Source organism: Streptomyces sp. NPDC048269 (assembly GCF_040652395.1).
Taxonomy (GTDB): domain Bacteria; phylum Actinomycetota; class Actinomycetes; order Streptomycetales; family Streptomycetaceae; genus Streptomyces.
In genome coordinates, this window is the sequence record NZ_JBEZLW010000002.1 from 66382 (window position 1) to 90472 (window position 24091).

A 24091-nucleotide genomic window follows, 5' to 3' on the forward strand; every position below is an offset into this window, starting at 1 on the left:
GCAGGGGACAGCCCCGCGCAGCGGCAATCCGCCGCGGGCCCGCACACCACGCCCGGCCCGCGGCCGCCCCGCACGCCCGTAACAGCCCGCGCACGCACACCCACACCCGCGCCCGTACAGAAGGAGTTGGCTAGGCATGAGCACGCCCTATCCGTTCACCGCAGTCGTCGGCCAGACCGACCTGCGGCTGGCGCTCCTGCTCAACGCCGTGAGCCCGGCGGTCGGCGGCGTCCTCGTGCGCGGCGAGAAGGGGACCGCCAAGTCCACCGCCGTGCGCGCGCTGTCCGCGCTGCTGCCGCAGGTCGACGTCGTCCCCGGCTGCCGGTTCTCGTGCGCGCCGACCGCGCCGGACCCGGCCTGCCCGGACGGCCCGCACGAGCCCGGCCCGGGCAGTGCCCGGCCCGCCCGCATGGTGGAGCTGCCCGTCGGCGCTTCCGAGGACCGCCTCGTCGGGGCCCTCGACATCGAACGGGCCCTGGCGGAAGGCGTGAAGGCCTTCGAGCCCGGTCTGCTCGCCGACGCGCACCGCGGGATCCTGTACGTCGACGAGGTCAATCTGCTCCACGACCACCTGATCGACCTGCTGCTGGACGCCGCCGCGATGGGCGCCTCGTACGTCGAGCGCGAGGGCGTCTCCGTCCGGCATGCCGCCCGCTTCCTGCTCGTCGGCACGATGAACCCCGAGGAGGGCGAGCTGCGGCCGCAGCTCCTCGACCGGTTCGGGCTGACCGTCGAGGTCGCCGCCTCCCGCGAGCCCGCCCAGCGGGTGGAGGTCGTACGCCGCCGGCTCGCCTACGAGGACGACCCGGCCGGTTTCGCTACGCGCTGGGCCGATGACGAACGGGACGTACGGGCCCGGGTGGTGGCCGCGCGGGCCCTGCTGCCGAAGGTGGCGCTCGGCGACAACGCCCTGCTCCAGATCGCCGCGGCCTGCGCCGCCTTCGAGGTCGACGGGATGCGGGCCGACATCGTGATGGCCCGGACCGCGACGGCGCTTGCCGCCTGGGCGGGGCGGACCACCGTGCTGAAGGAGGACGTGCGGCAGGCCGCGCTGCTGGCCCTCCCCCACCGGCGGCGGCGCAACCCGTTCGACGCGCCGGGCCTGGACGAGGACAAGCTGGACGAGATCCTGGACCAGTTCGAGGACGAGGACCCGCAACCGGAGAACGAACCCGACCCGGAGCCCGACCCCGAGGGCCCGGACGACGGCGGCCCCGACGGCGGGGGCGGCGGCGTGCCCCCGCAGGGTGACGGGCCCGAGGGCCCCGAGACCCCCGAGGCATCGCCCGAAGCCCCGTCGGAAGTCCCCGAGGCTCCCGAGGCCCCCGAGGCCCCCGAGCCGCAGCCCGCCCGGGGCGACGGCGGAGCCGGCGGGCCCGAGCAGGCCGCCGTACGGGCCGCCGAGCCGTTCCGGACCAAGATGCTGAGCGTGCCGGGGCTCGGCGAGGGCGCCGCCGGGCGGCGTTCGCGCGCCCGCACCGCCCACGGCCGGACCACCGGGGCCCAGCGCCCCCGGGGCCAGCTGACGAAGCTGCACCTGGCGGCCACCGTGCACGCGGCCGCCCCGCACCAGAAGGCGCGCGGGCGCAGCGGGCCCGGCCTGGTGATCCGCAAGGACGACCTGCGCCAGGCCACGCGGGAGGGCCGCGAGGGCAACCTCGTCCTCTTCGTCGTCGACGCCTCCGGCTCGATGGCCGCCCGGCAGCGCATGAGCGCGGTCAAGGGCGCCGTGCTGTCGCTGCTCCTGGACGCCTACCAGCGCCGGGACAAGGTCGGCCTGATCACCTTCCGGGGGGCGACCGCCGAACTGGCGCTGCCCCCCACCTCCTCGGTGGACGCGGCCGCGGCCCGGCTGGAGCAGCTGCCGACCGGTGGCCGCACCCCGCTGGCCGCCGGGCTGCTGAAGGCCCACGAGGTACTGCGGATCGAGCGGCTGCGGGATCCGAGCCGGCGCCCGCTGCTGGTGGTCGTCACCGACGGGCGGGCCACCTCGGCCGGCGGCGTGGTCGGCGACCCGAGGGAGCTCGCCGGGCGCAGCGCCCGGCTGCTGCAGGCCGGGGGCGTCGCGTCCGTGGTCGTGGACTGCGAGTCGGGGCCGGTCCGGCTGGGACTGGCCGGGGTACTGGCCACCGACCTCGGCGGGCCCGCCGTCACCCTCGACGGGCTGCGGGCCGACTCGCTGGCCGGGCTCGTGAAGAACGTACGTACCGCAGTGACATCCGAAACCCACAGGAGGGCCGCGTAATGCCTCAGGGACAGCCGACCGTCGTTCCGGACGACGGGCTCACGACGCGCCAGCGCCGCAACCGTCCGCTCGTCTTCGTCCACACCGGTCCCGGCAAGGGCAAGTCCACGGCGGCCTTCGGGCTGGCACTGCGCGCCTGGAACCAGGGCTGGCCCATCGGGGTGTTCCAGTTCGTCAAGTCGGCGAAGTGGAAGGTCGGCGAGGAGAACGCGCTCAAGGTCCTCGGCGCCTCCGGCGAGGGCGGCTCCGTCGTCTGGCACAAGATGGGCGAGGGCTGGTCCTGGGTGCAGCGGGACGCGCAGCTCGACAACGAGCAGGCTGCCAAGGAGGGCTGGGAACAGGTCAAGCGCGATCTGGCCGCCGAGACGCACAAGCTGTACGTTCTCGACGAGTTCGCTTACCCCATGCACTGGGGGTGGATCGACGTCGACGAGGTCATCGAAGTGCTGCGCGACCGTCCCGGCACCCAGCACGTGGTGATCACGGGGCGCAACGCGCCGGAGAAGCTGGTGGAGTTCGCGGATCTCGTCACCGAGATGACCAAGGTCAAGCACCCGATGGACGCAGGCCAGAAGGGCCAGAGGGGCATCGAGTGGTGACGTCGTTCAACGTTCCCCGGCTGGTCGTCGCCGCACCGTCGTCCGGCAGCGGCAAGACCACCGTCGCCACGGGCCTGATGGCGGCCTTCTCGGAGCGCGGCCTCGCCGTGTCCCCGCACAAGGCCGGGCCCGACTACATCGACCCCGGCTACCACGCGCTGGCCACGGGCCGCCCGGGGCGCAACCTGGACGCCTTCATGTGCGGGCCGGAGCTGGTTGCTCCGCTGTTCGCGCACGGGGCGGCCGGGTGCGACCTCGCCGTGGTCGAGGGCGTGATGGGCTTGTACGACGGGGCCGCGGGCCGGGGTGAGCTGGCGTCGACGGCGCAGGTCGCGAAGCTGCTGCGGGCGCCGGTGGTGCTGGTCGTCGACGCCTCGTCGCAGTCGCGGTCGGTGGCGGCGCTGGTGCACGGCTTCGCCTCGTTCGACCCGCAGGTGCGGCTGGGCGGGGTGATCCTGAACAAGGTCGGCTCCGACCGGCACGAGGTGATGCTGCGGGAGGCGCTGGAGGAGGCGGGGATGCCGGTGCTCGGCGTCCTGCGGCGGGCCCCGCAGGTCGCCGCGCCGTCGCGGCACCTGGGGCTGGTGCCGGTGGCCGAGCGGCGCGCCGATGCGCTGGCCGCGGTGGCGGCCCTGGCCGACCAGGTCCGGGCCGGCTGCGACCTGGACGCCCTGATGGCCCTGGCCCGCACGGCCCCGGCGCTGGCTTGCGAAGCCTGGGCTCCGGAGCGTGCCCTGACGGGCACTCGGGGCTCCGCCCCGAACTCCAGCCCGCCAGGCGGACGGCAGCAGCAGCCAAATCAAGCCTCGCCGGCGCTTGAGGCGCGGGGTCCCGGGCGGAGCCACGGCAACGGCGCCGCACCCGCGGACCTCGGCCGGCGGCCGGTCGTCGCCGTCGCGGGGGGACCGGCGTTCACGTTCTCGTACGCCGAGCACGCCGAGCTGCTGACCGCGGCCGGTGCCGACGTCGTCACCTTCGACCCCCTCAGGGACGAGGCGCTGCCCGAGGGAACCACCGGGCTGGTGATCGGCGGAGGCTTCCCGGAGGTGTACGCGCCCGAGCTGTCCGCCAACGAACCGCTCCGCAAGGCCGTGGCCGCCTTCGCCGCGGGCGGCGGCCCGGTGGCCGCCGAGTGCGCCGGGCTGCTGTACCTCGCACGGTCCCTGGACGGGAAGCCCATGTGCGGGGTGCTCGACGCCGACGCGCGGATGTCGGAGCGCCTCACGCTGGGCTACCGGGAGGCGGTGGCGGTGTCCGACAGCGCGCTCGCGCCCACCGGCACCCGGCTGCGCGGCCATGAGTTCCACCGGACGGTGATCGAGCCGGGCGCCGGAGCGTCGCCGGCGTGGGGGTTCACGCACCCGGAACGCCGCGTCGAGGGCTTCGTACAGCAGGGTGTGCACGCCAGCTACCTGCACACGCACTGGGCGGCGGAGCCGTCCGTGGCGCTCCGGTTCACGGAAGCCGCGGCTGCGGGGCGGTGAGCTCAGTCCGCGATCCCCACCACGAGCCAGATCCCGGCCACTCCGGCCACCGTGCACATCAGCGTGGACAGGGCGGGGTGTTCGTGGTGCGCCTCGGGCAGGATCTCGGCGGCCGCCAGGTACAGCAGGACCCCGCCGAAGAAGCCGAGGTAGGCGCCGAGCGGTTCCTCCGGAAGGGTGAACAGCAGAGTGGACGCCGCGCCCACGACGGGGGCGGCGGCATCCGCGAAGAGCATCATCAGGGCCTTGCGGCGGTCGTTCCCGTAGAGGCTGGTGAGGGTGTACGTGTTGAACCCGTCGGCGAAGTCGTGGGTGATGACGGCCAGTGCCACGGCCACCCCCATCCCCCCGCCGACCTGGAACGCCGCGCCCAGGGCCACGCCGTCGGCGAGGCTGTGGCCGACCATCGCGGCGGCCGCGGTGAGGCCGACCTGCGGGGCGCGGGCGGCGTCGTCCGCGCCGTGCGCGGCCTGGCGTACCGCGAGGAGGCGTTCCACGACGTGCGCCACCAGGAATCCGCCCACGAAGAGCAGCAGGGCGAGCGGCACGCCGAATACGTCCTGCTCGGGGCCTCCCGCCGCGTGCAGGGCCTCCGGGAGCAGGTCGAGGCCGACGACGCCGAGCATCAGCCCGCCCGCCAGGCCCAGCACGAGGTGGCGGCGGTCGGTGACGCGTTGCGCCGTCCATCCGCCCGCCAGGGTCATGAGGAACGCGCCCAGCGCCACGATCACGGCCATGTGCCCCTGAATACCGATTCCCCGCCCCGCGCGCACTTCCGCGCGCGGGTGCCGGGTGGCGGACTGTTGACGACTGACCGGTGGCGGTGACGTACCGATGACGGTGACTACGGAGGGAGGACCCCCGGTGGGCGGGTACGCGACGCAGCTGGTGGTCGGGGTCGGCGGACGCGCGGGCGTTTCCGTGGCGGAGGTCTGTGCCCTGGTCGAGGAGACGCTGCGGGGGGCCGGTCTGGCCTCGGCGGCGGTGACGGCGCTGGCCACGGTGGAGTCGAAGGCGGCCGAGGCGGGGATAACGGGCGCGGCGGAACGTTTCGGCGTGCCCCTCATCGCCTACCCCGCCGACCGGCTGGCCGAGATCACCGTGCCGCACCCGTCGGAGGCGGCGCGCACCGCCGCCGGGACGGCCTCGGTGGCGGAGGCCGCGGCGCTCGCGGGCGGGGGGGAACTCCTCGTGCCGAAGCGGCGGTCGGTGGCCGCGACCTGCGCGGTGGCCACGGCGCATGCGCACGACCTGCGTCACCACGGCGACGCGGAGGTGAGGGACGCGGGCTCCGCCGTGGTGGACCTCGCGGTCAACGTACGGGCCGACACGCCGCCGGAGTGGCTCAAGCAGCGGATCGCCGCCTCCCTCGGAGACCTCGCCGCGTACCCCGACGGCCGGGCCGCCCGCGCGGCGGTGGCGGACCGGCACGGGCTGCCGGTCGAGCGGGTGCTCCTGACCGCCGGGGCCGCGGAGGCCTTCGTGCTGATCGCCCGGGCGCTGGGCGCCGTACGGCCGGTCGTGGTGCATCCGCAGTTCACCGAGCCGGAGGCGGCCCTGCGGGACGCGGGGCACCAGGTGGAGCGGGTGGTGCTGCGGGCGGCGGACGGGTTCCGGCTGGACCCGGCGGTGGTGCCCGAGGACGCGGACCTGGTGGTGATCGGCAACCCGACCAACCCGACGTCGGTCCTGCACCCGGCGGCGACGCTGGCCGCGCTGGCCCGCCCGGGCCGGATCCTGGTGGTGGACGAGGCGTTCATGGACGCCGTCCCGGGCGAGCGGGAGGCCCTGGCCGGGCGGACGGACGTCCCCGGGCTGGTGGTGCTGCGGAGCCTGACGAAGACGTGGGGGCTGGCGGGGCTGCGGATCGGCTACGTACTGGCCGAGCCGCAGGTGATCGCGAAGCTGGCGGCCGCCCAGCCGCTGTGGCCGGTGTCGACCCCGGCTCTGGTGGCGGCCGAGGCCTGTGTGACCCCGGCGGCGCTGGCCGAGGCGGAGGAGGCGGCGCGGCGGATCGCGGTCGACCGGGCCCACCTGCTGGCCGGACTGACGGAGTTCGACGAGGTCACGGTCGCCGGGGTGGCGCAAGGACCGTTCGTCCTGATCCGGGTGGCGGACGGCGCGGAGGTACGCACCCGGCTGCGCGCCCTCGGCTTCGCCGTCCGCCGCGGGGACACCTTCCCGGGGCTGGACCGCTCCTGGCTCCGGCTGGCGGTCCGCGACCGGGTGACGACGGGGCGCCTCCTCCAGGCCCTGGACCACGCCCTCGCCCTGGCCGCGCGCTGAGGTGAGGAACCGGGCCTGAGCGGACGGGGGCCGGCGGCGCAGCCGCCGCGGCCGCCCCAGGACGAGGCCGCGGCTGCGGGCGCCGGGCGGCCGCCGCTTCACGGGCGGATCGTGTCGGCCGGCCCGTCCCGGAGGGCGCGCCCGGGGCAGCGCGCCTACGATGACGCCTGCGGGCGGCGTACGCGAAGGGACCGCATCAACGGGGTATGACCACAGGGGGCATTGATGAAGGCATCCGCGCGGATAGGGGCGGCCGTGGCCGGGCTGGCCGTCGTGGGCGGGGGGATCCTCGTCGTACCGGGACTGCTCGGCAGAGGCGCCGCGCCGACGACGGAGCAGCGGCTCCAGGGCAAGCCCGGCACCGGGCCCGTCGAGCCGGGCGGCGCGGCCCCGGCCGGGCGGCCGTTCACGCTGGTGGCGACCGGCGACATCATCCCGTACCCGTCGATCATCCAGCGGTCGGCGGACGACGCCGACCGGGCCGGGGAGCACGACTTCCGGAAGATACTCGCCGGGGTCAAACCCCTGGTGTCCGCCGCCGACCTGGCGATATGCCATCACGAGATACCGTACGGGCGGCCCGGCGGCCCCTACACCGGTTACCCGACCTTCAAGGCCCCGCACCAGCTGGCCGACGCGCTCAAGGACGCCGGGTACGACAGCTGTTCCACCGCCTCGAACCACACCCTGGACGACGGGTACGACGGCCTCGCCCGCACCCTCGAACACCTCGACCGCGTCGGCATCCCGCACGTCGGCTCGGCCCGCAGCGCGGAGGAGGCCAAGGCCCCGGCCCTGCTGTCGGCCGGCGGCGCGAAGGTCGCCCAGCTGGACTACACGTACGGCACGAACGGCATTCCGCTCCCCGAGGGCAAGCCGTGGGCCGTCAACCTGATCGACAAGGACCGGATCATCGCCGACGCCCGCGCCGCCCGGGCCTCCGGCGCGAACGTGGTGGTGCTCAGCGTCCACTGGGGCACCGAGTGGCAGACCGCGCCCGATGAGCAGCAGCGCGAGCTGGCGCAGGCGCTGACCGCCTCCCGCTCGGCCGACGGCCTCGCGGACATCGATCTGATCATCGGCACGCACAACCACGTGCCGCAGCCCTACGAGAAGATCAACGGCACCTGGGTGGTCTTCGGCATGGGCGACCAGGTCGCCAGCTTCGTACCGGCCGACAAGCTGCGCGGGAACCAGTCGTCGGTCCCCCGGTTCACCTTCGCCCCGGCGGCGGCCCACACGGGCCGCTGGGAGGTGGTGAAGGCCGAATTCCTCACGCAGTACTCGGACATGGGGCCGCCGTTCCGCGTGGTCTGCGCCTCGTGCGCGGCCTCCGACGACACGCTCCCGGCCGCCAAGCGCAGCGAGTACGCCCGGATCGACGAGCAGGTCACCGAGGCCGTGCTGTCACGCGGGGCGGGCGGGCAGGGCCTGGAGCACGCCGCGCGCTGAGCACTTCCCGTCGCTGAGCACTCCTGCTCACCGAGCACTGCTCACCGGGCAGGCCAGCTGCCGAGACTCCCAGCCGCCGAGCACGCCACCCGCTGAGCACTCCCCTCCGTGTGCTCCTCGGGCGGCGTCGCCCCGCGTCCCCGTGGGCGCTACGAGGCCCTGCCCCGCCGGGTCACGAGGAGCGCGCCCCCGCCGATCGCGAGCAGGATCAGGGCTCCACCCGCGACATAGGGGGTCAGTGAACCGCCGCCGGTCTCGGCCAGGTTGGCGTCGGTGGTGACGGCTGCGCCGGCCCCCTTCCCCGTCCCGGTCTGGAGCTTGACGTCCGGCTTCGCGGACGGGGCCGGCGCGGGGGCCGCCGGGGACTCGCAGTGCGCCTCGGCGAGCACGAACTCGCCCTCCACCTGCGCCACGTTCAGGTTCAGCGGGTTGACCGACACCTTGAGGCGCAGCGCGGCCGCGGCGGCCGTGGTGGAGGTGGTCTGCGTACCGGACAGTTCGAGGCTGACCAGGCCCACGCCCGGCACCTCCAGCTTGGTGGGGCCACCAGCCGTCAGGGTGACGCGCTTGCCGAGCGCGGTCACCGTCCCGAGCACGTTCGCGCTGGCCACCGGCTGCTTGCCCGCCTCGCAGACGGCCTTGGAGGTGACCTTCTCCACCTCGATGAGCGGGAGCGCCGGCAGCCCGGGCACGTGCACGCGGGCCTTGGCGAGGTTGGCCTCCGCCTCGGCCCGGCTCTTGTCCGCGGTCGCCTTGGAGGTGGCCACGTCGGCGCGGAGCACGCTGATCGGCGCACCGCCCTCGGCGCCGTCCAGCTTGACCGTCAGCGCCGTCTTCTCGGCCGTCGCCGGGGCACTGACCTCGTTGAGGGAGGTCTTCAGCGGGACGTGCACGGAATTGTTGAGCAGGCCCACGTCCAGGGTGGTGCGCAGGACCACGGCGCCGGCCTTGCCCTCGCCCCCGCCGCCGCCCGTGGCGGAGGCGGGCGGAGCGGAGAGCAGGGCCACCGCTCCCGTGGCGAGCAGGACGGCCGCGGGCATGCGGAAGGTGTTGCTGTTCAAGGTGGTGGAACCCCCGGGGAGATGGGTGCCGTCGCGGCGCCAATGGGGGACATCGCGCGCGCCGACGGCTTCGACCCCGGAATCTTTACGCACTCTGAGTGAACGGGCTGCCACCTGAAGTGAGTTCACCCCAATGGGTGGTTTCCACGCATTCTTTCGAATAACTACGCCTCAGAAAGAACGCGAGTTCTCTCCTTTCGCAGACACGCGGCGGACGCAGCCTTCTCCAACGACGACGGGACCCTCGATGTCACGCGGCGTCAACACGCCGGTCAGGCACGGACCTTGCCGTTCACGACGACGCGCAGCGGCCGGGCGAGCGCGCGTACGTCGGCCCGCGGGTCGGCGGCGTAGACCACGAGGTCCGCCGGCGCCCCCTCGGTCAGACCTGGCCTGCCGAGCCACTCGCGGGCCGCCCAGGTCGTCGCCGAGAGCGCGTCCAGCGGCGGGATCCCGGCCTTCACCAGCTCCTCGACCTCGGCCGCGACCAGGCCGTGCGGCAGGGAACCCCCCGCGTCGGTGCCGACGTACACCGCGATGCCCGCGTCGTAGGCGGCCCGCACGGTGTCGTAGCGCCGCTCGTGGAGCCGGCGCATGTGCGCCGACCACTGGGGGAACTTCGCCTCGCCGCCCGCCGCCAGCTTCGGGAACGTCGCGATGTTCACGAGGGTCGGGACGATCGCGACCCCCCGCTCCGCGAACAGCGGGATCGTGTCCTCGGTCAGGCCGGTGGCGTGTTCGATGCAGTCGATGCCCGCCTCGACCAGATCGCGCAGCGAGTCCTCGGCGAAGCAGTGCGCCGTGACCCGGGCGCCCAGCCGGTGCGCCTCGGCGATGGCCGCCTCGACCTCGGCGCGCGGCCAGCAGGCCGTCAGGTCCCCGGCCTCGCGCTCGATCCAGTCGCCGACCAGCTTCACCCAGCCGTCGCCGCGCACCGCCTCGCGGCCCACGTACTCGACCAGATCGGCGGGCTCGATCTCATGGGCGTAGTTGCGGATGTAGCGGCGGGTGCGCGCGATGTGCCGACCCGCCCGGATGATCTTCGGCAGGTCCTCGCGGTCGTCGATCCAGCGGGTGTCGGAGGGCGACCCGGCGTCGCGGATCAGCAGGGTGCCGGCGTCGCGGTCGGTGAGCGCCTGCCGCTCGGAGGTCGCGGCGTCGACCGGGCCGTGGGCGTCCAGCCCCACGTGGCAGTGCGCGTCGACCAGCCCCGGCAGGGCCCAGCCGGTCACCGAGGTGACCTCCCGGGCGGCGCTCGGACGCTCGTAGGAGATCCGGCCCCCGACCACCCAGAGCTCGTCGCGGACCTCGTGGGGCCCGACCAGCACCCGCCCCTTCACGTGCAGCACATCGCTCATGTCGGCACTGTAACGGCGGCCTCGATAGGCTCGTGCGGTAGCCCCGGACGAAGAGAGCACCACCGTGACCCACCCCTTCCTGGACCTCCCGCCGCTCACCGCCGAGCGTTTCGCGTCGATCGAGCAGCGGGTCGCGGACCTGCTCGGCACCCGGCAGGACGTGGTGATCACCCAGGGCGAGGCGCTGCTGCCGCTGGAGGGATGCATCCGGTCGGGCGCGCGGCCCGGCTCGACCGCGCTGAACGTGGTCACCGGGCCGTACGGGACCACCTTCGGCAACTGGCTGCGCCACTGCGGGGCGACGGTGGTGGACCTGGAGGTGCCCTTCGACACGGCGGTGACGGCAGGGCAGGTGGCCCGGGCGCTGGCCGAGCACCCGGAGACCGACTTCGTCTCGCTGGTCCACGCGGAGGCCGCGACCGGCAACACGAACCCGGTCGCGGAGATCGGCGAGGCCGTACGGGCCCACGGGGCGCTGTTCATGCTGGACGCGGTGGCGTCGGTGGGCGCGGAGCCGCTGCTGCCTGACGCGTGGGGAGTGGACCTGTGCGTGATCGGCGCGCAGAAGGCGATGGGCGGCCCGGCGGGCGTCTCCGCGGTGTCGGTCTCGGACCGCGCGTGGACCCGTTTCGCGCAGAACCCGGCGGCTCCGCGCCGCTCCTACCTCTCGCTCCTGGACTGGAAGGAGCGCTGGATCGACGGCGGTCGCAAGGCGCTGCCGCACGCTCCGGCGCAGTTGGAGATGCTGGCGCTGGAGGCCTGCCTCGACCGGATCGCGGGCGAGGGCCTGGCCTCGGTGACGGCCCGGCACGCGGCCGCCGCGGCGGCGGTCCGGGCGGGTGCGGCGGAGCTCGGGGTGGCCCCGTACGTGGGCCGGGCGGCGGAGGCGGCGCCGGTGGCCACCACCTTGCGGGTCGCGGACGCCTCGCTGGTGGTGGCCAAGGCCCTGGCCTCGGATCCGGCGGCTCCGCTCGCCTCGGGCGGCGGCGCGCTGGCGCGGGAGATGGTGCGGGTCAACCACTACGGCTCCGCGGCCTCACTGCCCGTGGTCCAGGGCTCCCTGACGGCGCTCGCGACCGCCCTGGGGGCCGGTTCCGCCGCGGCCGTCGCCGCGGCGGAGTCGGCCTGGGCGGCGGCCCTGCGCTGACGCGTCGCTCAGCCCTGGGCGGCGGCCCTGCGCTGACGCCTCACTCAGCCCTGGGCGGCGGCCCTGCGCTGACGCCTCAGTCGAGGGCGTTCAGCAGCCGGTCCACGTCCGCCTCGGTGGCGTAGAGGTGGAACGAGGCGCGCAGGGCGCCCGCGCGGGCGGAGGTGACGATGCCGGCGGCCAGGAGTGCCTGCTGCCGGTGGGCGAGGCCCGGCACCGAGACGATGGCCGCCTCACCGGGGACCGGCTCGTGGCCGAGGCGGGCGAGACCGGCCCGGTAGCGGGCGGCCAGGGCGGTGTCGTGTTCGTGGACGGCGTCGATGCCGATCCGGTCCAGCAGCGCGAGCGAGGCCTCGGCCGCGTGGTAGGCGAGGAACGCGGGGGACTCGTCGAACCGGCGGGCCCCGTCGGCCAGTTGCGGCATGGGCCCGTAGGTGGCGTCCCACATGGACTCGGCCGCCACCCACCCGGCGTGCAGCGGGGTCAAGGTGTCCTGGGCCTCCTCCGACACGGTCAGGTACGAGGCTCCGCGGGCGCCGAGCAGCCACTTGTAGCCGCCTGTGACCGTGTACTCGTACGGTGACGCGTCGAAGGGCAGCCAGCCCGCCGCCTGCGTCGCGTCCACCAGCATGCGGGCCCCGTGCGCGGTCGTCGCCGCCCGCACCGCGGCCAGGTCGGCCGCCCGCCCGTCCGCGGACTGTACGGCGCTCAGCGACACCAGCGCGGTGTCCGGGCCGACGGCTTCGGCGAGGGATTCCAACGGCGCGAAGCGGACCTTGAGGTCGCCCCGCACCACGAAGGGGTTGATCACGGAAGCGAAGTCGCCCTCCGGGCACAGGACTTCGGCCCCGGCGGGGAGGGAGGCCGAGACCAGGCCGACGTGGGTGGCCACGCCCGAGCCGACGGCGACCCTGTCGGCACCGACTCCGACCAGCCGGGCGAAGGCGGCCCGGACCCGGTTCACCCGGTCGAAGTCGCCGAATCCGGCGGGGATCCCGGCCCCCGCGGCCTCGGCCAGCTCCCGTACGGCCATGACGGCGGAACGAGGGAGCACCCCGTAGTTGGCGGTGTTGAGGTAGGCGGTGGACTGGGCGAACTCGGCGCTTGCCACTTCGGCGAGAAGATCCATGCGACCACTCTGCGCCGAGTCCGACCCAAAGTCCATTACCTGTTTTTATGTGTCAACCTCAAGACATCCTTATACCTGAGGGGCGGCGCACGCCCCGTCGGGCTCGCACGCCTCGGCCGGCAGACGGTTCCTCGACCTCACGCCCGACCCAAGCCTGCTCCAGGGCGCGGGTGAAAACCTCGGCCGGCTGGCCACCGGAGACCCCGTAGCGGTGGTCGAGGACGAAGAACGGCACGGCGTTCGCCCCCAGTTCGGCGGCTTCGCGCTCCGTCGGCGCGGACCTCGTCGGCGTAGGCGGAGTCGACGGCGAGGACGGCACGGGCCTCGGCGTCGGCCAGCCCGGCCTCGACGGCGAGCGCGACCAGCACCTCGGGGTCGAATACGGACCGCTCCTCGCCGAAGTTGGCCCGGTAGGCGAGGTCGAGCAGCTCCTCCTGGCGGCCGCGGGCGGCGGCCAGGAGGAGAGGCGGTGGATGTCGAAGGTGTTGCCGCGGTCGCGCCCCTCGGTGCGGTACGTCAGCCCCTCGGCACGGGCGCTGGCCGCGACGTGCTCCTCCATGCCGCGCGCCTCGTCGAGGGTGCGGCCGTACTTGGCGAGCACCTCCACGACCGCGGTGACGGCCTTGGCGCCGTTCGGGTCGAGCTCGAAGGACCGGAAGACGCCCATCGGGCTGACTGCCCAACACGAGGCAAGTGTGCAGTCCCCCGGGCGACCGGACCGGACTGCGACCTCGGCATGTAGGTCCGGAAGCTCATTTTTAGCGCTGGGGCGGACGCCCCTCCCCGGAAGTGGGGGGCTCGTTGCCGATCTGCTCGCTGAGCTTCTGCTGTGCCGTGTCGACCTGGCTTTGGTACTTGTTCCCAGTCCTCGCGTCGAAGGCATCTCCGGCCTTCTCGACTCCTTGGCGGGCCTGGTCAGGGTGTCCCTTGATCAGACCTTTGAGCTTGTCGAGCATGGACATGAGCCGTCCTCTCTACGGAATGCCTGTCGCTTCCAGCTTCTCCGCAAAGACCGGTGTCCGCACCCGGGGCGTCCACAGGTCCCGGTTCGAGTCCCGGGGCGGGCACGGTGAAGCGGAACCTCATCCGGATGTCCTGCATCCAGGGAACAGTCGTCTTCGGCGTGATGCAGCAGACCGGAACGTGGTAACCGGGTCGTGGGTCGAGCAGACGGCAGCGGACGGCTACTACAACGGCGCCCGGTACCACGGTTGGAGCGGTACAGCAGCCCGCCCGAGTGAGACACCGCCGCACATGACAGCCCCGTCCCTGCTTCCCGCAGGGTGGCGGGGCCTTCTGCTGTCCCCAACTCCCGGACCATAAAAGCAGGTCAGAGCCTCGCGATAACCTGTGGTTCCGTCGGTTCACGGGCAGGCGCCGATTCGCGAATGACGTGAATGGCGTGAACGGCGTGGATGGAACAGTTCCTGCTTCAACGAACCGGGGCGGCGTCTCATTCCCCGGACTGCGAGGCCACCGTCAGCCAGAGGACGAGGTGGGAGCCGGAGCCGGTGGGCTGCGGCTCCGGGAGCCAGCCGTGGGTGGCGTAGAAGGCCTGGGCGCGGAGGTTGTGCTCGTAGACCTCCAGGCGGACCCGGCGGATGCCGGCGCGGCGCCACGCGTCGAGGCACGCCGCGTGCAGGGCGGCCCCGGTGCCCCGGCGCCAGTGGACCGGGTCGACGTGGAGCTGGGTGAGGGTGGTCTCGCCGTCCGCGGTGCGGAAGGCGGCGACGCCGGTGAGCTCTCCGTCCTGTTCTGCGCACAGGACACCGCCGTCGGCGGCGGCGCGGGCGACTGCCCGGGACCAGCCCTCGCGGGTGCGGGCGAGCTCTGCCTCGCCGCCGTAGGCCTCCTCGGGGATGCGGCCCCGGTAGTAGGTGGCGCGGGCCCGGGTGTGGAGGGCCGCAATGGCGTCGAGGTCGGCGGGACGCGCGGTTCTGATCATGAGAAAGGGAACGCGCCGGGAACCGGTGCGGTTCCCGGCGCGCCGCACGCGCTGCCGGCGTGCTACTTCTTCAGCCACGCCTCCATCATCTTCTGGGCGATGGGCGCGGCCAGCTTGCCGCCGCCGATCTCGGAGCGGTCGGTGTCCGAGTTCTCGACCACCACCGCCACGGCGATCTGCTTGCCGTTCATCTTGCCGTACGAGGTGAACCAGGCCAGCGGCGCGAGGCTGTTGTTGACTCCGCGCTGGGCGGTGCCCGTCTTGCCGCCCACCTCGGCGCCCGTCACCTGGGCCGGCTTGCCGCCTCCCTCGGTGGCGACCGTCCGCATGGCGTCCCGGATCATCGAAGCCGTCTTCTCGCCCATGACCTGCTGGGACTTGGGGTCCTTGAAGCTCTCCAGCACGTTGCCGTTGGCGTCGGTGACCTCGGAGACCATGTGCGGGGCGACGAGCTTGCCGCCGTTCTCGATCGCCGCCGTGACCATGGCCATCTGGAGCGGGGTGGCCTGGACGTCGAACTGGCCGATACCCGTCTGCGCGACCTGGTCGACCGACATCTTCTTCGACGGGTACTTGCTCGGCGGGCTGGTGCGGACCGGGGTGTCGATCTGCACGTTGAACCCGAGCTTCTCCGCCGTCGCGCGCATCTTGTCCTGGCCGAGCTTGGACGCGAGCTCCGCGAAGACGTTGTTGCAGGACAGCCGCAGGGCGGTGCGCACCGAGACGTTGTTGCAGGCGGCGGAGCCCGCCTCGCTGGGCAGCAGGGTGCGGGTGCCGGGGATGGTGTACGGGTCGGGGATGCCGGTCTGCTGGTCGAGGCTGGTGACGAGGCCGTTCTCGATCGCCGCGGCGAGGGTGACGAGCTTGAAGGTGGAGCCGGGTGCCTGGGGTTTGCGCAGGGCCACGTTCTCCATGGCCCTGCCCTTGTCGGCGGAGAGTTCCGTCCAGGCCTGCGCGTCGTTCGCGCCGGTGATGCGGCCCGGGTCGAAGGAGGGGTTGTTCACCACCGCGAGGATCTGGCCGGTCGCGGGGTCGATGGCCACGGCGGCGCCCTGCTTGCCCTGGAGCGCGTCGTAGCCGGCCTTCTGCACGTCCTTGTCGATGGTGGTCAGGACGTCACCCGGGGCGGCGCGCTTGTTGGTGAGCATGTCCATCACGGTCTTCAGGCGGCTGTCGGAGCCGTTGAGGACGTTCTTGTAGATGCCCTCCAGCATGGTGGTGCCGTAGGCCTGGGAACTGTATCCGGTGATCGGCGCGTAGAGCGGACCGTCGGCGTACGTCCGCTTGTAGCCGAAGTCCTTGCCGCCCGTCTTCACCGAGCCGGTGATCGCCTCCCCGCCCACGATGATGTTGCCCAGCGGGTTCTCGTACTGCCCGATGAGGTTCCGCCGGTTGTGCTCGTCGTCTGCGAGGGCCTGGCCTTGGTATGCCTGCACCCAGGTGACGCGGACCAGCAGGGCCAGCACCAGAAGCAGACAGAAGACCGACGCGCGCCTGATCGTCTTGTTCATCCCCCAGAAGGACGTCCCAGCCGTCGCGGGCGTTCCGCTCTGCCCCGATTGTGTCGGGGTTCTCAGCTTTTCTTCATGAAGCCGCCCTCGTAGGCCGCGATGACCGCATGGGTGCGGTCCCGGGCCCCGGTCTTGGCGAGGACGGACGCGACGTGGGTCTTGACCGTCTGCGGACCGACCCCGAGGCGCTCGCTCATCTCGTGGTTGGACAGTCCGGTGGCCATCAGACGCAGGACGTCGGCCTCGCGGTCGGTGAGCCGGGCCACCCAGGGCGCGGCGGGCGGGGCGGCGGCAGTGTGCGCCGCGGCGAGGGAGCGGACGGCGGCCGGGAAGAGCAGCGAATCGCCGCGGGCGACGAGGCGGACCGCGCCGATCAGCTCGTCGGGGTCGGCCCGCTTGAGCAGGAACCCGGCGGCTCCCGCGCGCAGCGCCCCGTAGACGTAGGAGTCGTTCTCGAAGGTGGTGACGACCACGATGCGGGGCGGCTCGGCCATGGTGGCGAGGATCTGCTCGGTGGCCCGGATCCCGTCGATCTCGGGCATCCGGACGTCCATCAGCACCACGTCGGGGGCGAGGGAGCGGACCAGCGGGACGGCCTCCGCCCCCGTGGCCGCCTCGCCGACGACCACCAGGTCGGGTTCGGCTTCGAGGATGACCCGCAGCGCGGTGCGGACCATCCGCTCGTCGTCACAGAGCACGATGCGCAGCGCCGGGCGCCCCGCCGGAGCCGCGGTCGGCGTCCGGAGCGACGCGGCCGCGGGCAGGGCCGCGAGCGGGGCCGGGCGCACGGCCGAGGTCGCGGGCTCGGGCGCGGGCACGAGCTCGGTCGGCGTCCGGGGCCCGACCGAGGGCGGAGCCGGAGCCGGGGCCGGGGCCGGGGCCGGCGCCGATGGAGAGGCCGGGGGCGGGGGCGGGGTTGGCTCGGTCATCGGGGGCCTCCGGCGAGGGGCAGGACGGCCCGCAGCCGCCAACGGTCCTCGTGCGGGCCGGCCTCCACCCTGCCGCCGAGCAGCGCGGCCCGTTCTGCGGCGCCGCGCAGGCCGCGGCCGCCGGTGGTGCGGGGCTCCCGGCCTTCCGGCGCGGCGGGCGGATTGGTCATGGTGATCTCCAATTCACGGTGTCCGGTCTCAGTCCCGGCGTGTACGCGTATCCGCAGTTCGACGGGGCCCGCGCCGTGGCGCAGCGCGTTGCTGAGGCCCTCCTGCACGATGCGGTACGCCTCGCGGGAGGCGATCGCCGGAAGCCGCCCCCAGTCCCCGACGGGGCCGGGATCCTGGCGGGCGGTGAGGGGGGTGCCCGAGGCCCGGGTGCGGGCCAGCAGCCCGTCGAGGTCGGCGGCCAGGGTCGGCGCGGGTGCGGCGTCCTGCCGGGCCGCGTCGCCGTCCCGCAACAGACCCAGTACGGCGTCCAGCTCGCCCACCGTCCGCCGGGTGGTGTCCTCGATCGCGGCCAGCGCCTCCCGTACGAAATCGGGATCGCGCTCCAGCACCCGCCGGGCGGCGCTCGCCTGGAGGGTGACGGCGCTCAGCGCGTGCCCGACCGCGTCGTGCAGCTCCCGGGCCAGCCGGTTGCGCACGGCCAGGTCGGCGGCCCGCTCCTCGGCCGCGGCCAGCCGGTCCGCCGCGGTCGGCCCGAGCAGTACGGGCGCCAGCCGCGCCAGCAGTGCCCCGGCCCCGGCGGCGCAGAGGACGACCCCGGCCAGCACGCCCACCCCGAGCAGGAGCGACACGTGGCGGTCGACTCCGCCCCCGAACCAGAACACCGCGCCCTCGGATTCGCGCAGGGTGCTCGAGAACGGCTGCACCAGGAGCACCACCCCCATCGGCGGCAGCGCGAGGCTCATCGCACTGACCACCGCGCCGAGCCCCAGGTGCAGGGTCCACCAGACGGAGGCTCTCCACCGGGCCGCCCAGGACCGGGCCAGCCCGTCGGCCAGCCCCTCTCCCGGCACCCCGCACATGGCCCGTACGGCGAACACCGACAGCGGCCTGACCAGCCCGAACACCGCGGTGGCGGCGGCCAGCGGCAGGGCTGCGGCATAGGCGACGAGGGTCAGCGGGAAGGAGGACAGGGTATTGACCCCGCCGGCTGCCATGCCGACCACCACCTGGGTCAGCAGGAGGTACGGCATCAGCAGGGCCCCGCCGAGTATCAGGTGGACCCAGCGCAGCCGGGCCCGCGCCCCGAACAGCCTGTTCACGCCGAACGGCGGGAGCCGAGGAACCGGGTGAGGACGGCGGCTGCGAGCAATCCGGTGATCATCTGGCCAGAGTAGGTCAGGTGGACCAGGCCCGAAGACTGTTCTCCCTGACCGAAGTCCGGGCCCAGCAGGGCTATCACCATCCACGCCCCCCAGCTCAGCGTCGCCGCCGAGCCGATCCATGCCAAGCCCAGCGGCCACCCCGCCCGGCGCTCCCCGCCCCGGGCCAGCAGCAGTGCCCCGGCGGCGGCCAGGAGGGCGCACATCCCATGGATCACCGAGACCGTGCCCCGCTCCGCGGAGTGCGACGCGGCCGCCGCCGCGCTCAGCCCGGCCGAGCCCCCGAAGCCCCAGTACAGGAACACACCACCCACCGCCGTGCCGACCGCCGCAGCGGCTCCCGCCACCACCCCCGTGGATGACGGGAGCCGCTGCCCCAGCACGCCCCGCCAGAGCCGGCCCCAGCGCTCCCGCGCATAGGGCACGAACAACCCGGCCAGGGCGAGTCCTTGGATCGTGAAACCGGCATAGACGACGTTGAACACCCACGGGTCCAGGAAAGGCTCCTGGGCGGCCTCCGTGGCCCCGTCCACCCCGAAGCCCAGCGCCCGGACGAGCAGTTGGCCCGGGAACCCGAGGAGGATCGGGGTCAGCAGTCCGGTGGCGACGAAGACCGGGACGGTCAGCGCCCAGGCCGGGACCCGTATGCCCCAGGGCCGGGTGAGTACCAGCACGAGCAGGATCACGCAGGCGTCCATGGCCAGCGTGACGGAGTTGGCCACGGTGAAGAACACCCCGGGCTCACTGAGCACGCTGCCGTCCGGTATCCCGACCTGACTCCCGGCCAGCCAGGCGGTCTTGAGCGTGAGGTACGGCACGGTGGCGGCCAGGGCCACCGCCCGCAGGATGCGCCGCCCGGCCCCCAGGGCGGGGGCCGACGGCTGCGTCGCGTACGTCGTGGGAACAGCTCGTGTGGTCATGACCCCACGGTCCCGTGCGTGCCGCCCCGCCGCCTCCCCCTCGAAGGGGAACCGCCTCCCCCGGGCGGGGGAGGGACCGCCCCCTCCGCCACCTCACAGCGCCACCTCACAGCGCCGCCTCACGCCGCCCCGCGCGCCAGCCGTACAGGCGCCGCCCCATGCACGCCCCGCCCCGCATGAGCCGCCTCACGCCGCCCCGCACGCCTCGCCCCACACAGGCGCCGCCCCGCCTCACATGCGCCGCGTCACCACCGACAACCGGTCCCGCGCCTCGAACAGCGCCGCCTTGATGGCCTGCTCGTGCCCGTCCGTCAGCCGGGCCACCGGTACCGAGCAGCTCACCGCGTCCCGCGCCGGCGTCCGGTACGGCACCGCCACCCCGAAACAGCGCAGCCCGAGCGTGTTCTCCTCCCGGTCCACCGCGTACCCCTGCTCCCGCACCAGGGCCAGCTCCTCGATGAGCCGCTCCCGGTCGGTGAGGGTGTGCTCGGTGACCGGCTCCAGCCGCCGCGGCAGCAGGGCCCGTACCTCTTCGTCGGTGTGCGTGGCCAGCAAGGCCTTGCCGAGCGCCGTCGAGTGGACGGGCAGCCGCCGCCCGACCCGCGTGAAGGGCCGCAGGTAGTGCTGGGACTGGCGGGTCGCGAGGTAGACCACGCTCGTCCCGTCCATCCGGGCCAGATGGATGGTCTCCGTCGTGTCGTCGGAGAGCCGGTCCAGGGTGGGCCGGGCGGCGGCGACCACCTCGTCGCCGTCGATGTACGAGCTGCCGACCAGCAGCGCCCGGACCCCGATGCCGTACCGCGTGCCCGTCGCGTCCGTCTCCACCCACCCCAGGTTCACCAGGGTGCGCAGCAGCATGTACAGGCTGGACTTGGGCAAGGAGAGGTCGTTCTGGATGTCGGCGAGGCTGTGCAGCCCCGGCCGCGCCGCGAAGTGCTCCAGCAACAGGACCGTCCGCACCGCCGATTTGACCGGCGATGCCGGGGCCGCACTTCCCGACTCGGTCGTCGTCATACGCCTGCTTCCCCTCTGGTCGCCTCTTGTCACGCCGAGGACGCGGAAATAGAGTCCGCAGCAGATGTGATCATTCATCCACCGGAACGGCGTTCAGAATACTGAACGATCCAGGAGGCAGTGGGCCATGACAACGACACCAGTCTGGAGTGTGGACCCCCGCACCGGGAAGCAGCGCGAGCAGGTTGCGGTGGAAGCCACACCCCGGGAGGTGGAGGAAGCCGTACGGGCCGCCCACGCGGCCCGTGGCGCACTCGCCGACGCCGCCGCCCGCGCCGCCTTCCTGCGCACGGCGGCCACCCTGCTCGACGAGGCCGCCGCACACGTCATCGAGGCCGCCGACGCCGAGACCGCGCTCGGCCCGGGCCGGCTCACCGGCGAACTGGCCCGCACCACCGGCCAGCTGCGCGCCTTCGCCGACGCCGTGGACGAGGGCGCCTACCTCGACATCCGGATCGACCGCGCCGACCCCACGCTCAGCCCTCCGCGCCCCGAACTGCGCCGCTACAAGGTGCCGCTGGGCGTGGTCGCGGTCTACGCCGCCTCCAACTTCCCGCTCGCCTTCTCGGTCCCCGGCGGGGACACCGCGAGCGCGCTGGCCGCCGGCTGCCCGGTGGTCGTCAAGGCGCATCCCGACCACCCGGCCACCTCCGAGCTGTGTGCCTCACTGCTGCGCCGGGCGGCCGTCGCCGCCGGGCTCCCGGCCGAAGTGGTCACCGTGGTCCACGGGTTCGACGCCGGACTGGCGCTGATCCGCCACCCGCTGGTGTCCGCCGCCGGATTCACCGGTTCCATCCGGGGCGGGCGGGCCCTGTTCGACGCGGCCGCCGCCCGGCCCGTGCCCATCCCCTTCCACGGCGAACTCGGCTCCCTCAACCCCGTCGTGGTCACCCCGGCCGCGGCCGCCGAGCGCGCCGAGGAGATCGGCAGCGGGCTCGCGGGCTCGGTCACCCTCGGGGTCGGCCAGTTCTGTGTGAAGCCCGGCCTGGTCCTGGTCCCCGACGGTGCGGCGGGCGACCGTCTGGCCGGTGCGCTCACCAAGGCGCTCGGGGAGACCGAGCCGGGGGTGCTGCTCGACCACCGGATGCGGGAGAACTTCGTCTCCGGGGTCCGCGAGCGGGCCGCGCTGCCCGGCGTCGAGGCGCCCGTCACGCCGGGCTCCGGCGGGGAGCACACGGTCGGCGCGGGCTACCTGACCGTGCCGGCCGCCCGCCTCCTCGACAGCGCTCCGGACGCGGGGTACGAGGTGCTGCTGGAGGAGTGCTTCGGTCCGGTGACCGTCGTCGTGCGGTACGCCGACCAGCGCGAGGCCGGCGCGGTGCTCGGGCGGCTCGCCGGGAACCTGAGCGCCACCCTCCAGCTGTCGCAGGCCGAGACCGAGGGGGAGCCGGGTCCGGCCTCCGAGCTGATCGGGCAGGTCACGGGGCTGGCGGGCCGGATCGTGGTGAACGGCTGGCCGACCGGGGTCGCCGTGGCCCCGGCCCAGCACCACGGCGGCCCCTACCCGGCGGCCACCTCGCACTCGACCTCCGTCGGCGGGACGGCCATCGAGCGCTGGCTGCGGCCGGTGGCGTACCAGTCGGTGCCGGACCCGCTCCTTCCGCCCGAGCTGCGCGAGGCCAACCCGCTGGGGCTGCCGCGCCGCGTGACGGGGGCCTGAGCCGCGTGAGGGGAGCCTGAGGAGACGGCCGGGCGGATCGCCGGGCGGATCGCCGGGCGGGCCGCCGGGCGCATTGCCGGGCGGGCCGGTAAATCCGTTGCCCGCCCCGCCCGCGGCGGGGCAGGCTGCGGCTCATGCCGAAGCCGCACGGGTTCTCGTACCGACAGCAGCAGGACGACTCCGTCGTCATCACCCATCAGGGCCGCACCGCGGCGACCCTGCGCGGGGGCCGGGCCGACAAGTTCCTGGCCGAGGTGGGCTCCGGCGACGCGCAGCTCGTCATGGCCCGCTGGACCGGCGCGTACAAGTTCGGCAACGAGCGCACGGCGAAGAACCACCCCCGCAACCGGCGCTGACCGCGGCCGGGCGGTCTGCCGCCGGCCACGCCGGAAATCTCCCGCGAGAGTAAGGGAACGGCAAAGCGCCTCCGGTCGTTCTCCAGGGCATGACCGCTATGACCCCTGGATCCAATCTGCCGCTCAATGCCGTCCGTGTGACGGTGGACGTGGCTGCCCCGGTGCGGCTCGACGTCTCGGGACTCCTCCTCACGGCGGACGGCAAGGTGCGCTCCGACGCCGACTTCATCTTCTACAACCAGCCCTCCGGGCCCGGTGTCGGATACCGGTCCGGCGGCGGCGCGGCACCGGACTCGATCACCGTGGACACCGGCGCGCTGCCCCCGGGCATCGAGCGGATCGTGGTCACGGCCAGCCCCGACGCGGCCGGGCAGACCTTCCAGGGCGTCGAGCCCACCGCCACCGTGCGCAACGCGGACGGCGGCGCGGTGATCGCCACCTTCACCCCGCCGCAGCTGGGAACGGAGACGGCGCTCGTCGTCGTCGAGATCTACCAGCGCGGCGGCCTGTGGAAGGTGCGTGCGGTCGGCCAGGGGTATGCGAACGGCCTCGCCGGGATCGCCACCGACTTCGGGGTCTCCGTGGACGACGAGCCGGCCGCCGCACCCGTCCCCGCGCCCGCACCCGTCGCCCCGCCCGCGCCTCCGGCACCGCCCGCCCCGCCGGTGTCCTACCCGGCCTCCCCCTGGCTCGGCGGTCCCACGACGCCCGCCGCCCCGCCGGTCCCCGTGGCTCCCGCTCCGGCGCCGGCCGCCGCCCCGCCCGCCGGCGGGAAGATCAACCTCGACAAGGGCCGGGTCAGCCTCCAGAAGAACCAGACGGTCTCCCTGGTCAAGGGCGGCCGCCCGCTGCTCTCCCAGGTCAAGATGGGCCTCGGCTGGGAGCCCGCCTTCCGCGGCCGGGACATCGACCTCGACGCCTCCGTCATCGCGTACGGCCCCCAGCGCAACCACATCGACAGCTGCTACTTCGGCAAGCTGTCCATCCTCGGCGGCGCGATCAAGCACTCGGGCGACAACCTGACGGGCGAGGGGGCGGGCGACGACGAGGTGATCGTCGTGGACCTGGGCCGGCTCCCCGCCGACGCCACGGGGCTGGTCTTCACGGTCAACTCCTTCTCCGGCCAGAAGTTCACCGAAGTGGCCAAGGCCTACTGCCGGTTGATCGACGCGGCGAGTGGTGAGGAGCTGGTGCGCTTCGACCTCACAGGCGCCGAGCCGCAGACCGGGGTCATGATGGCGAAGCTGATCAAACAGTTCACCGGCGAGTGGGAGATGACGGCCATCGGCGACTTTGTGAAGTCCCGCACAGTGCGCGGCATGGTCAAACCCGCCTCGCAGGCCCTCTGAGCAGGTGGGCGGGCACACGGGCAGCCAGGGGGCCGGAGCGCGGGTGATGGATGCCACGCGTAATCCGGAGGTGGCTGTCAGTGCCCGCCCGTAGCCTTGAACTCATGCATCAGTCACTCACCCCCACGGGGCCCGCCCGCCCGTCCGCCGCCGAGGCGAACGAGGCGATACGGCTCCTTGTCGAGACCCGGGTGGACGGCGAGTGGCCCTCTGAGGCGTACGAGTTCCTTCTCCTCGAATGGGCCGCGGCCTCCCGCGCGGAGGTTTCCGCGGCCCAGTAGGCGCGGCCCCGGAGCGGCCGACGGCCCCGGAGCC

At 73.9% G+C, this 24091-nt stretch carries 21 protein-coding genes and 2 pseudogenes; 11 read left to right on the forward strand and 12 right to left on the reverse strand.

Annotated elements, in window-relative coordinates; all coding sequences use genetic code 11:
• Window positions 1–136 precede the first annotated feature (136 nt).
• From AB0D48_RS02445 to AB0D48_RS02455, 3 genes are read left to right on the forward strand one after another with little or no spacing between them, the layout of a single operon-like run.
• On the forward strand, window positions 137–2245 hold the full coding sequence (locus AB0D48_RS02445) for a putative cobaltochelatase (protein ID WP_362389915.1): 2109 nt from the start codon (window positions 137–139) through the stop codon (window positions 2243–2245).
• The gene (gene cobO, locus AB0D48_RS02450; RefSeq protein ID WP_362389917.1) at window positions 2245–2844 is read left to right on the forward strand and encodes a cob(I)yrinic acid a,c-diamide adenosyltransferase; all 600 of its coding nucleotides are present in this window, start codon (window positions 2245–2247) and stop codon (window positions 2842–2844) included. Before AB0D48_RS02445 ends, cobO begins: the two co-directional genes overlap by 1 nt.
• Window positions 2838–4328 (forward strand): cobyrinate a,c-diamide synthase, encoded by a 1491-nt coding sequence (locus AB0D48_RS02455; RefSeq protein WP_362389919.1) that lies wholly within the window; start codon window positions 2838–2840, stop codon window positions 4326–4328. Before cobO ends, AB0D48_RS02455 begins: the two co-directional genes overlap by 7 nt.
• Before the next feature lie 2 nt (window positions 4329–4330).
• On the opposite strand, the gene AB0D48_RS02460 is transcribed toward AB0D48_RS02455, so the two are convergent.
• Window positions 4331–5065, reverse strand: coding sequence for a ZIP family metal transporter (locus tag AB0D48_RS02460; RefSeq protein ID WP_362389921.1), 735 nt, complete (start codon window positions 5063–5065; stop codon window positions 4331–4333).
• A gap of 97 nt (window positions 5066–5162) precedes the next feature.
• Between AB0D48_RS02460 and cobC the strand changes: the two genes are divergently transcribed.
• The gene (gene cobC, locus AB0D48_RS02465; protein WP_362389923.1) at window positions 5163–6614 is read left to right on the forward strand and encodes an Rv2231c family pyridoxal phosphate-dependent protein CobC; all 1452 of its coding nucleotides are present in this window, start codon (window positions 5163–5165) and stop codon (window positions 6612–6614) included.
• A 225-nt stretch (window positions 6615–6839) separates the two neighbouring features.
• On the forward strand, window positions 6840–8066 hold the full coding sequence (locus tag AB0D48_RS02470; protein WP_362389925.1) for a CapA family protein: 1227 nt from the start codon (window positions 6840–6842) through the stop codon (window positions 8064–8066).
• A 149-nt stretch (window positions 8067–8215) separates the two neighbouring features.
• Here the strand turns inward: AB0D48_RS02470 and AB0D48_RS02475 are convergent, their stop codons facing one another.
• Together AB0D48_RS02475 and AB0D48_RS02480 are read right to left on the reverse strand one after the other, a co-directional pair.
• Complete coding sequence (locus tag AB0D48_RS02475) at window positions 8216–9127, reverse strand: SCO1860 family LAETG-anchored protein (protein WP_362389927.1); 912 nt, start codon at window positions 9125–9127, stop codon at window positions 8216–8218.
• Between the two features lie 272 nt (window positions 9128–9399).
• Window positions 9400–10485, reverse strand: coding sequence for an amidohydrolase family protein (locus AB0D48_RS02480; protein ID WP_362389929.1), 1086 nt, complete (start codon window positions 10483–10485; stop codon window positions 9400–9402).
• Between the two features lie 64 nt (window positions 10486–10549).
• Between AB0D48_RS02480 and AB0D48_RS02485 the strand changes: the two genes are divergently transcribed.
• Entirely contained in the window at window positions 10550–11632 is a 1083-nt protein-coding gene (locus AB0D48_RS02485) for an aminotransferase class V-fold PLP-dependent enzyme (protein WP_362389931.1), read from the forward strand.
• Window positions 11633–11708: 76 nt separating this feature from the next.
• Here AB0D48_RS02485 and AB0D48_RS02490 read toward each other — a convergent pair whose 3' ends face one another.
• From AB0D48_RS02490 to AB0D48_RS02500, 3 genes and pseudogenes are all read right to left on the reverse strand, one after another.
• The gene (locus tag AB0D48_RS02490) at window positions 11709–12761 is read right to left on the reverse strand and encodes an aminotransferase class V-fold PLP-dependent enzyme (protein WP_362389933.1); all 1053 of its coding nucleotides are present in this window, start codon (window positions 12759–12761) and stop codon (window positions 11709–11711) included.
• 69 nt (window positions 12762–12830) lie between these two features.
• Window positions 12831–13422, reverse strand: a pseudogene (locus AB0D48_RS02495) (DsbA family oxidoreductase); the annotation flags it as partial.
• 97 nt (window positions 13423–13519) lie between these two features.
• Window positions 13520–13723, reverse strand: a complete 204-nt coding sequence (locus tag AB0D48_RS02500) for an antitoxin (protein ID WP_362389935.1) — start codon at window positions 13721–13723, stop codon at window positions 13520–13522.
• A gap of 172 nt (window positions 13724–13895) precedes the next feature.
• On the opposite strand from AB0D48_RS02500, the pseudogene AB0D48_RS02505 reads away from it, so the two are divergent.
• Window positions 13896–13973, forward strand: a pseudogene (locus AB0D48_RS02505) (DNA-binding protein); the annotation flags it as partial.
• A gap of 241 nt (window positions 13974–14214) precedes the next feature.
• Here the strand turns inward: AB0D48_RS02505 and AB0D48_RS02510 are convergent.
• From AB0D48_RS02510 to AB0D48_RS02535, 6 genes are all read right to left on the reverse strand, one after another.
• Complete coding sequence (locus AB0D48_RS02510) at window positions 14215–14706, reverse strand: GNAT family N-acetyltransferase (protein WP_362389937.1); 492 nt, start codon at window positions 14704–14706, stop codon at window positions 14215–14217.
• A 62-nt stretch (window positions 14707–14768) separates the two neighbouring features.
• Complete coding sequence (locus AB0D48_RS02515; protein ID WP_362389939.1) at window positions 14769–16217, reverse strand: penicillin-binding protein 2; 1449 nt, start codon at window positions 16215–16217, stop codon at window positions 14769–14771.
• 62 nt (window positions 16218–16279) lie between these two features.
• Window positions 16280–16924 (reverse strand): response regulator transcription factor, encoded by a 645-nt coding sequence (locus AB0D48_RS02520; protein WP_362390450.1) that lies wholly within the window; start codon window positions 16922–16924, stop codon window positions 16280–16282.
• A gap of 218 nt (window positions 16925–17142) precedes the next feature.
• Window positions 17143–18417, reverse strand: coding sequence for a histidine kinase (locus AB0D48_RS02525; protein ID WP_362389941.1), 1275 nt, complete (start codon window positions 18415–18417; stop codon window positions 17143–17145).
• Window positions 18414–19397, reverse strand: coding sequence for a hypothetical protein (locus tag AB0D48_RS02530; protein ID WP_362389943.1), 984 nt, complete (start codon window positions 19395–19397; stop codon window positions 18414–18416). The genes AB0D48_RS02525 and AB0D48_RS02530 overlap by 4 nt, the downstream gene beginning before the upstream one ends.
• A 231-nt stretch (window positions 19398–19628) precedes the next feature.
• Window positions 19629–20411 (reverse strand): IclR family transcriptional regulator, encoded by a 783-nt coding sequence (locus AB0D48_RS02535; RefSeq protein ID WP_362389945.1) that lies wholly within the window; start codon window positions 20409–20411, stop codon window positions 19629–19631.
• Between the two features lie 127 nt (window positions 20412–20538).
• On the opposite strand from AB0D48_RS02535, the gene AB0D48_RS02540 reads away from it, so the two are divergent.
• From AB0D48_RS02540 to AB0D48_RS02555, 4 genes are all read left to right on the forward strand, one after another.
• Window positions 20539–22071, forward strand: coding sequence for an aldehyde dehydrogenase (NADP(+)) (locus AB0D48_RS02540; protein ID WP_362389947.1), 1533 nt, complete (start codon window positions 20539–20541; stop codon window positions 22069–22071).
• Window positions 22072–22205: 134 nt separating this feature from the next.
• Window positions 22206–22427 carry a hypothetical protein gene (locus AB0D48_RS02545; protein ID WP_362389949.1) on the forward strand — a complete coding sequence of 74 codons (222 nt, stop codon included), beginning with the start codon at window positions 22206–22208 and terminating at the stop codon, window positions 22425–22427.
• 89 nt (window positions 22428–22516) lie between these two features.
• On the forward strand, window positions 22517–23776 hold the full coding sequence (locus tag AB0D48_RS02550) for a TerD family protein (RefSeq protein ID WP_362389951.1): 1260 nt from the start codon (window positions 22517–22519) through the stop codon (window positions 23774–23776).
• 104 nt (window positions 23777–23880) lie between these two features.
• Window positions 23881–24057 carry a hypothetical protein gene (locus tag AB0D48_RS02555; protein ID WP_362389953.1) on the forward strand — a complete coding sequence of 59 codons (177 nt, stop codon included), beginning with the start codon at window positions 23881–23883 and terminating at the stop codon, window positions 24055–24057.
• Window positions 24058–24091 lie beyond the last annotated feature (34 nt).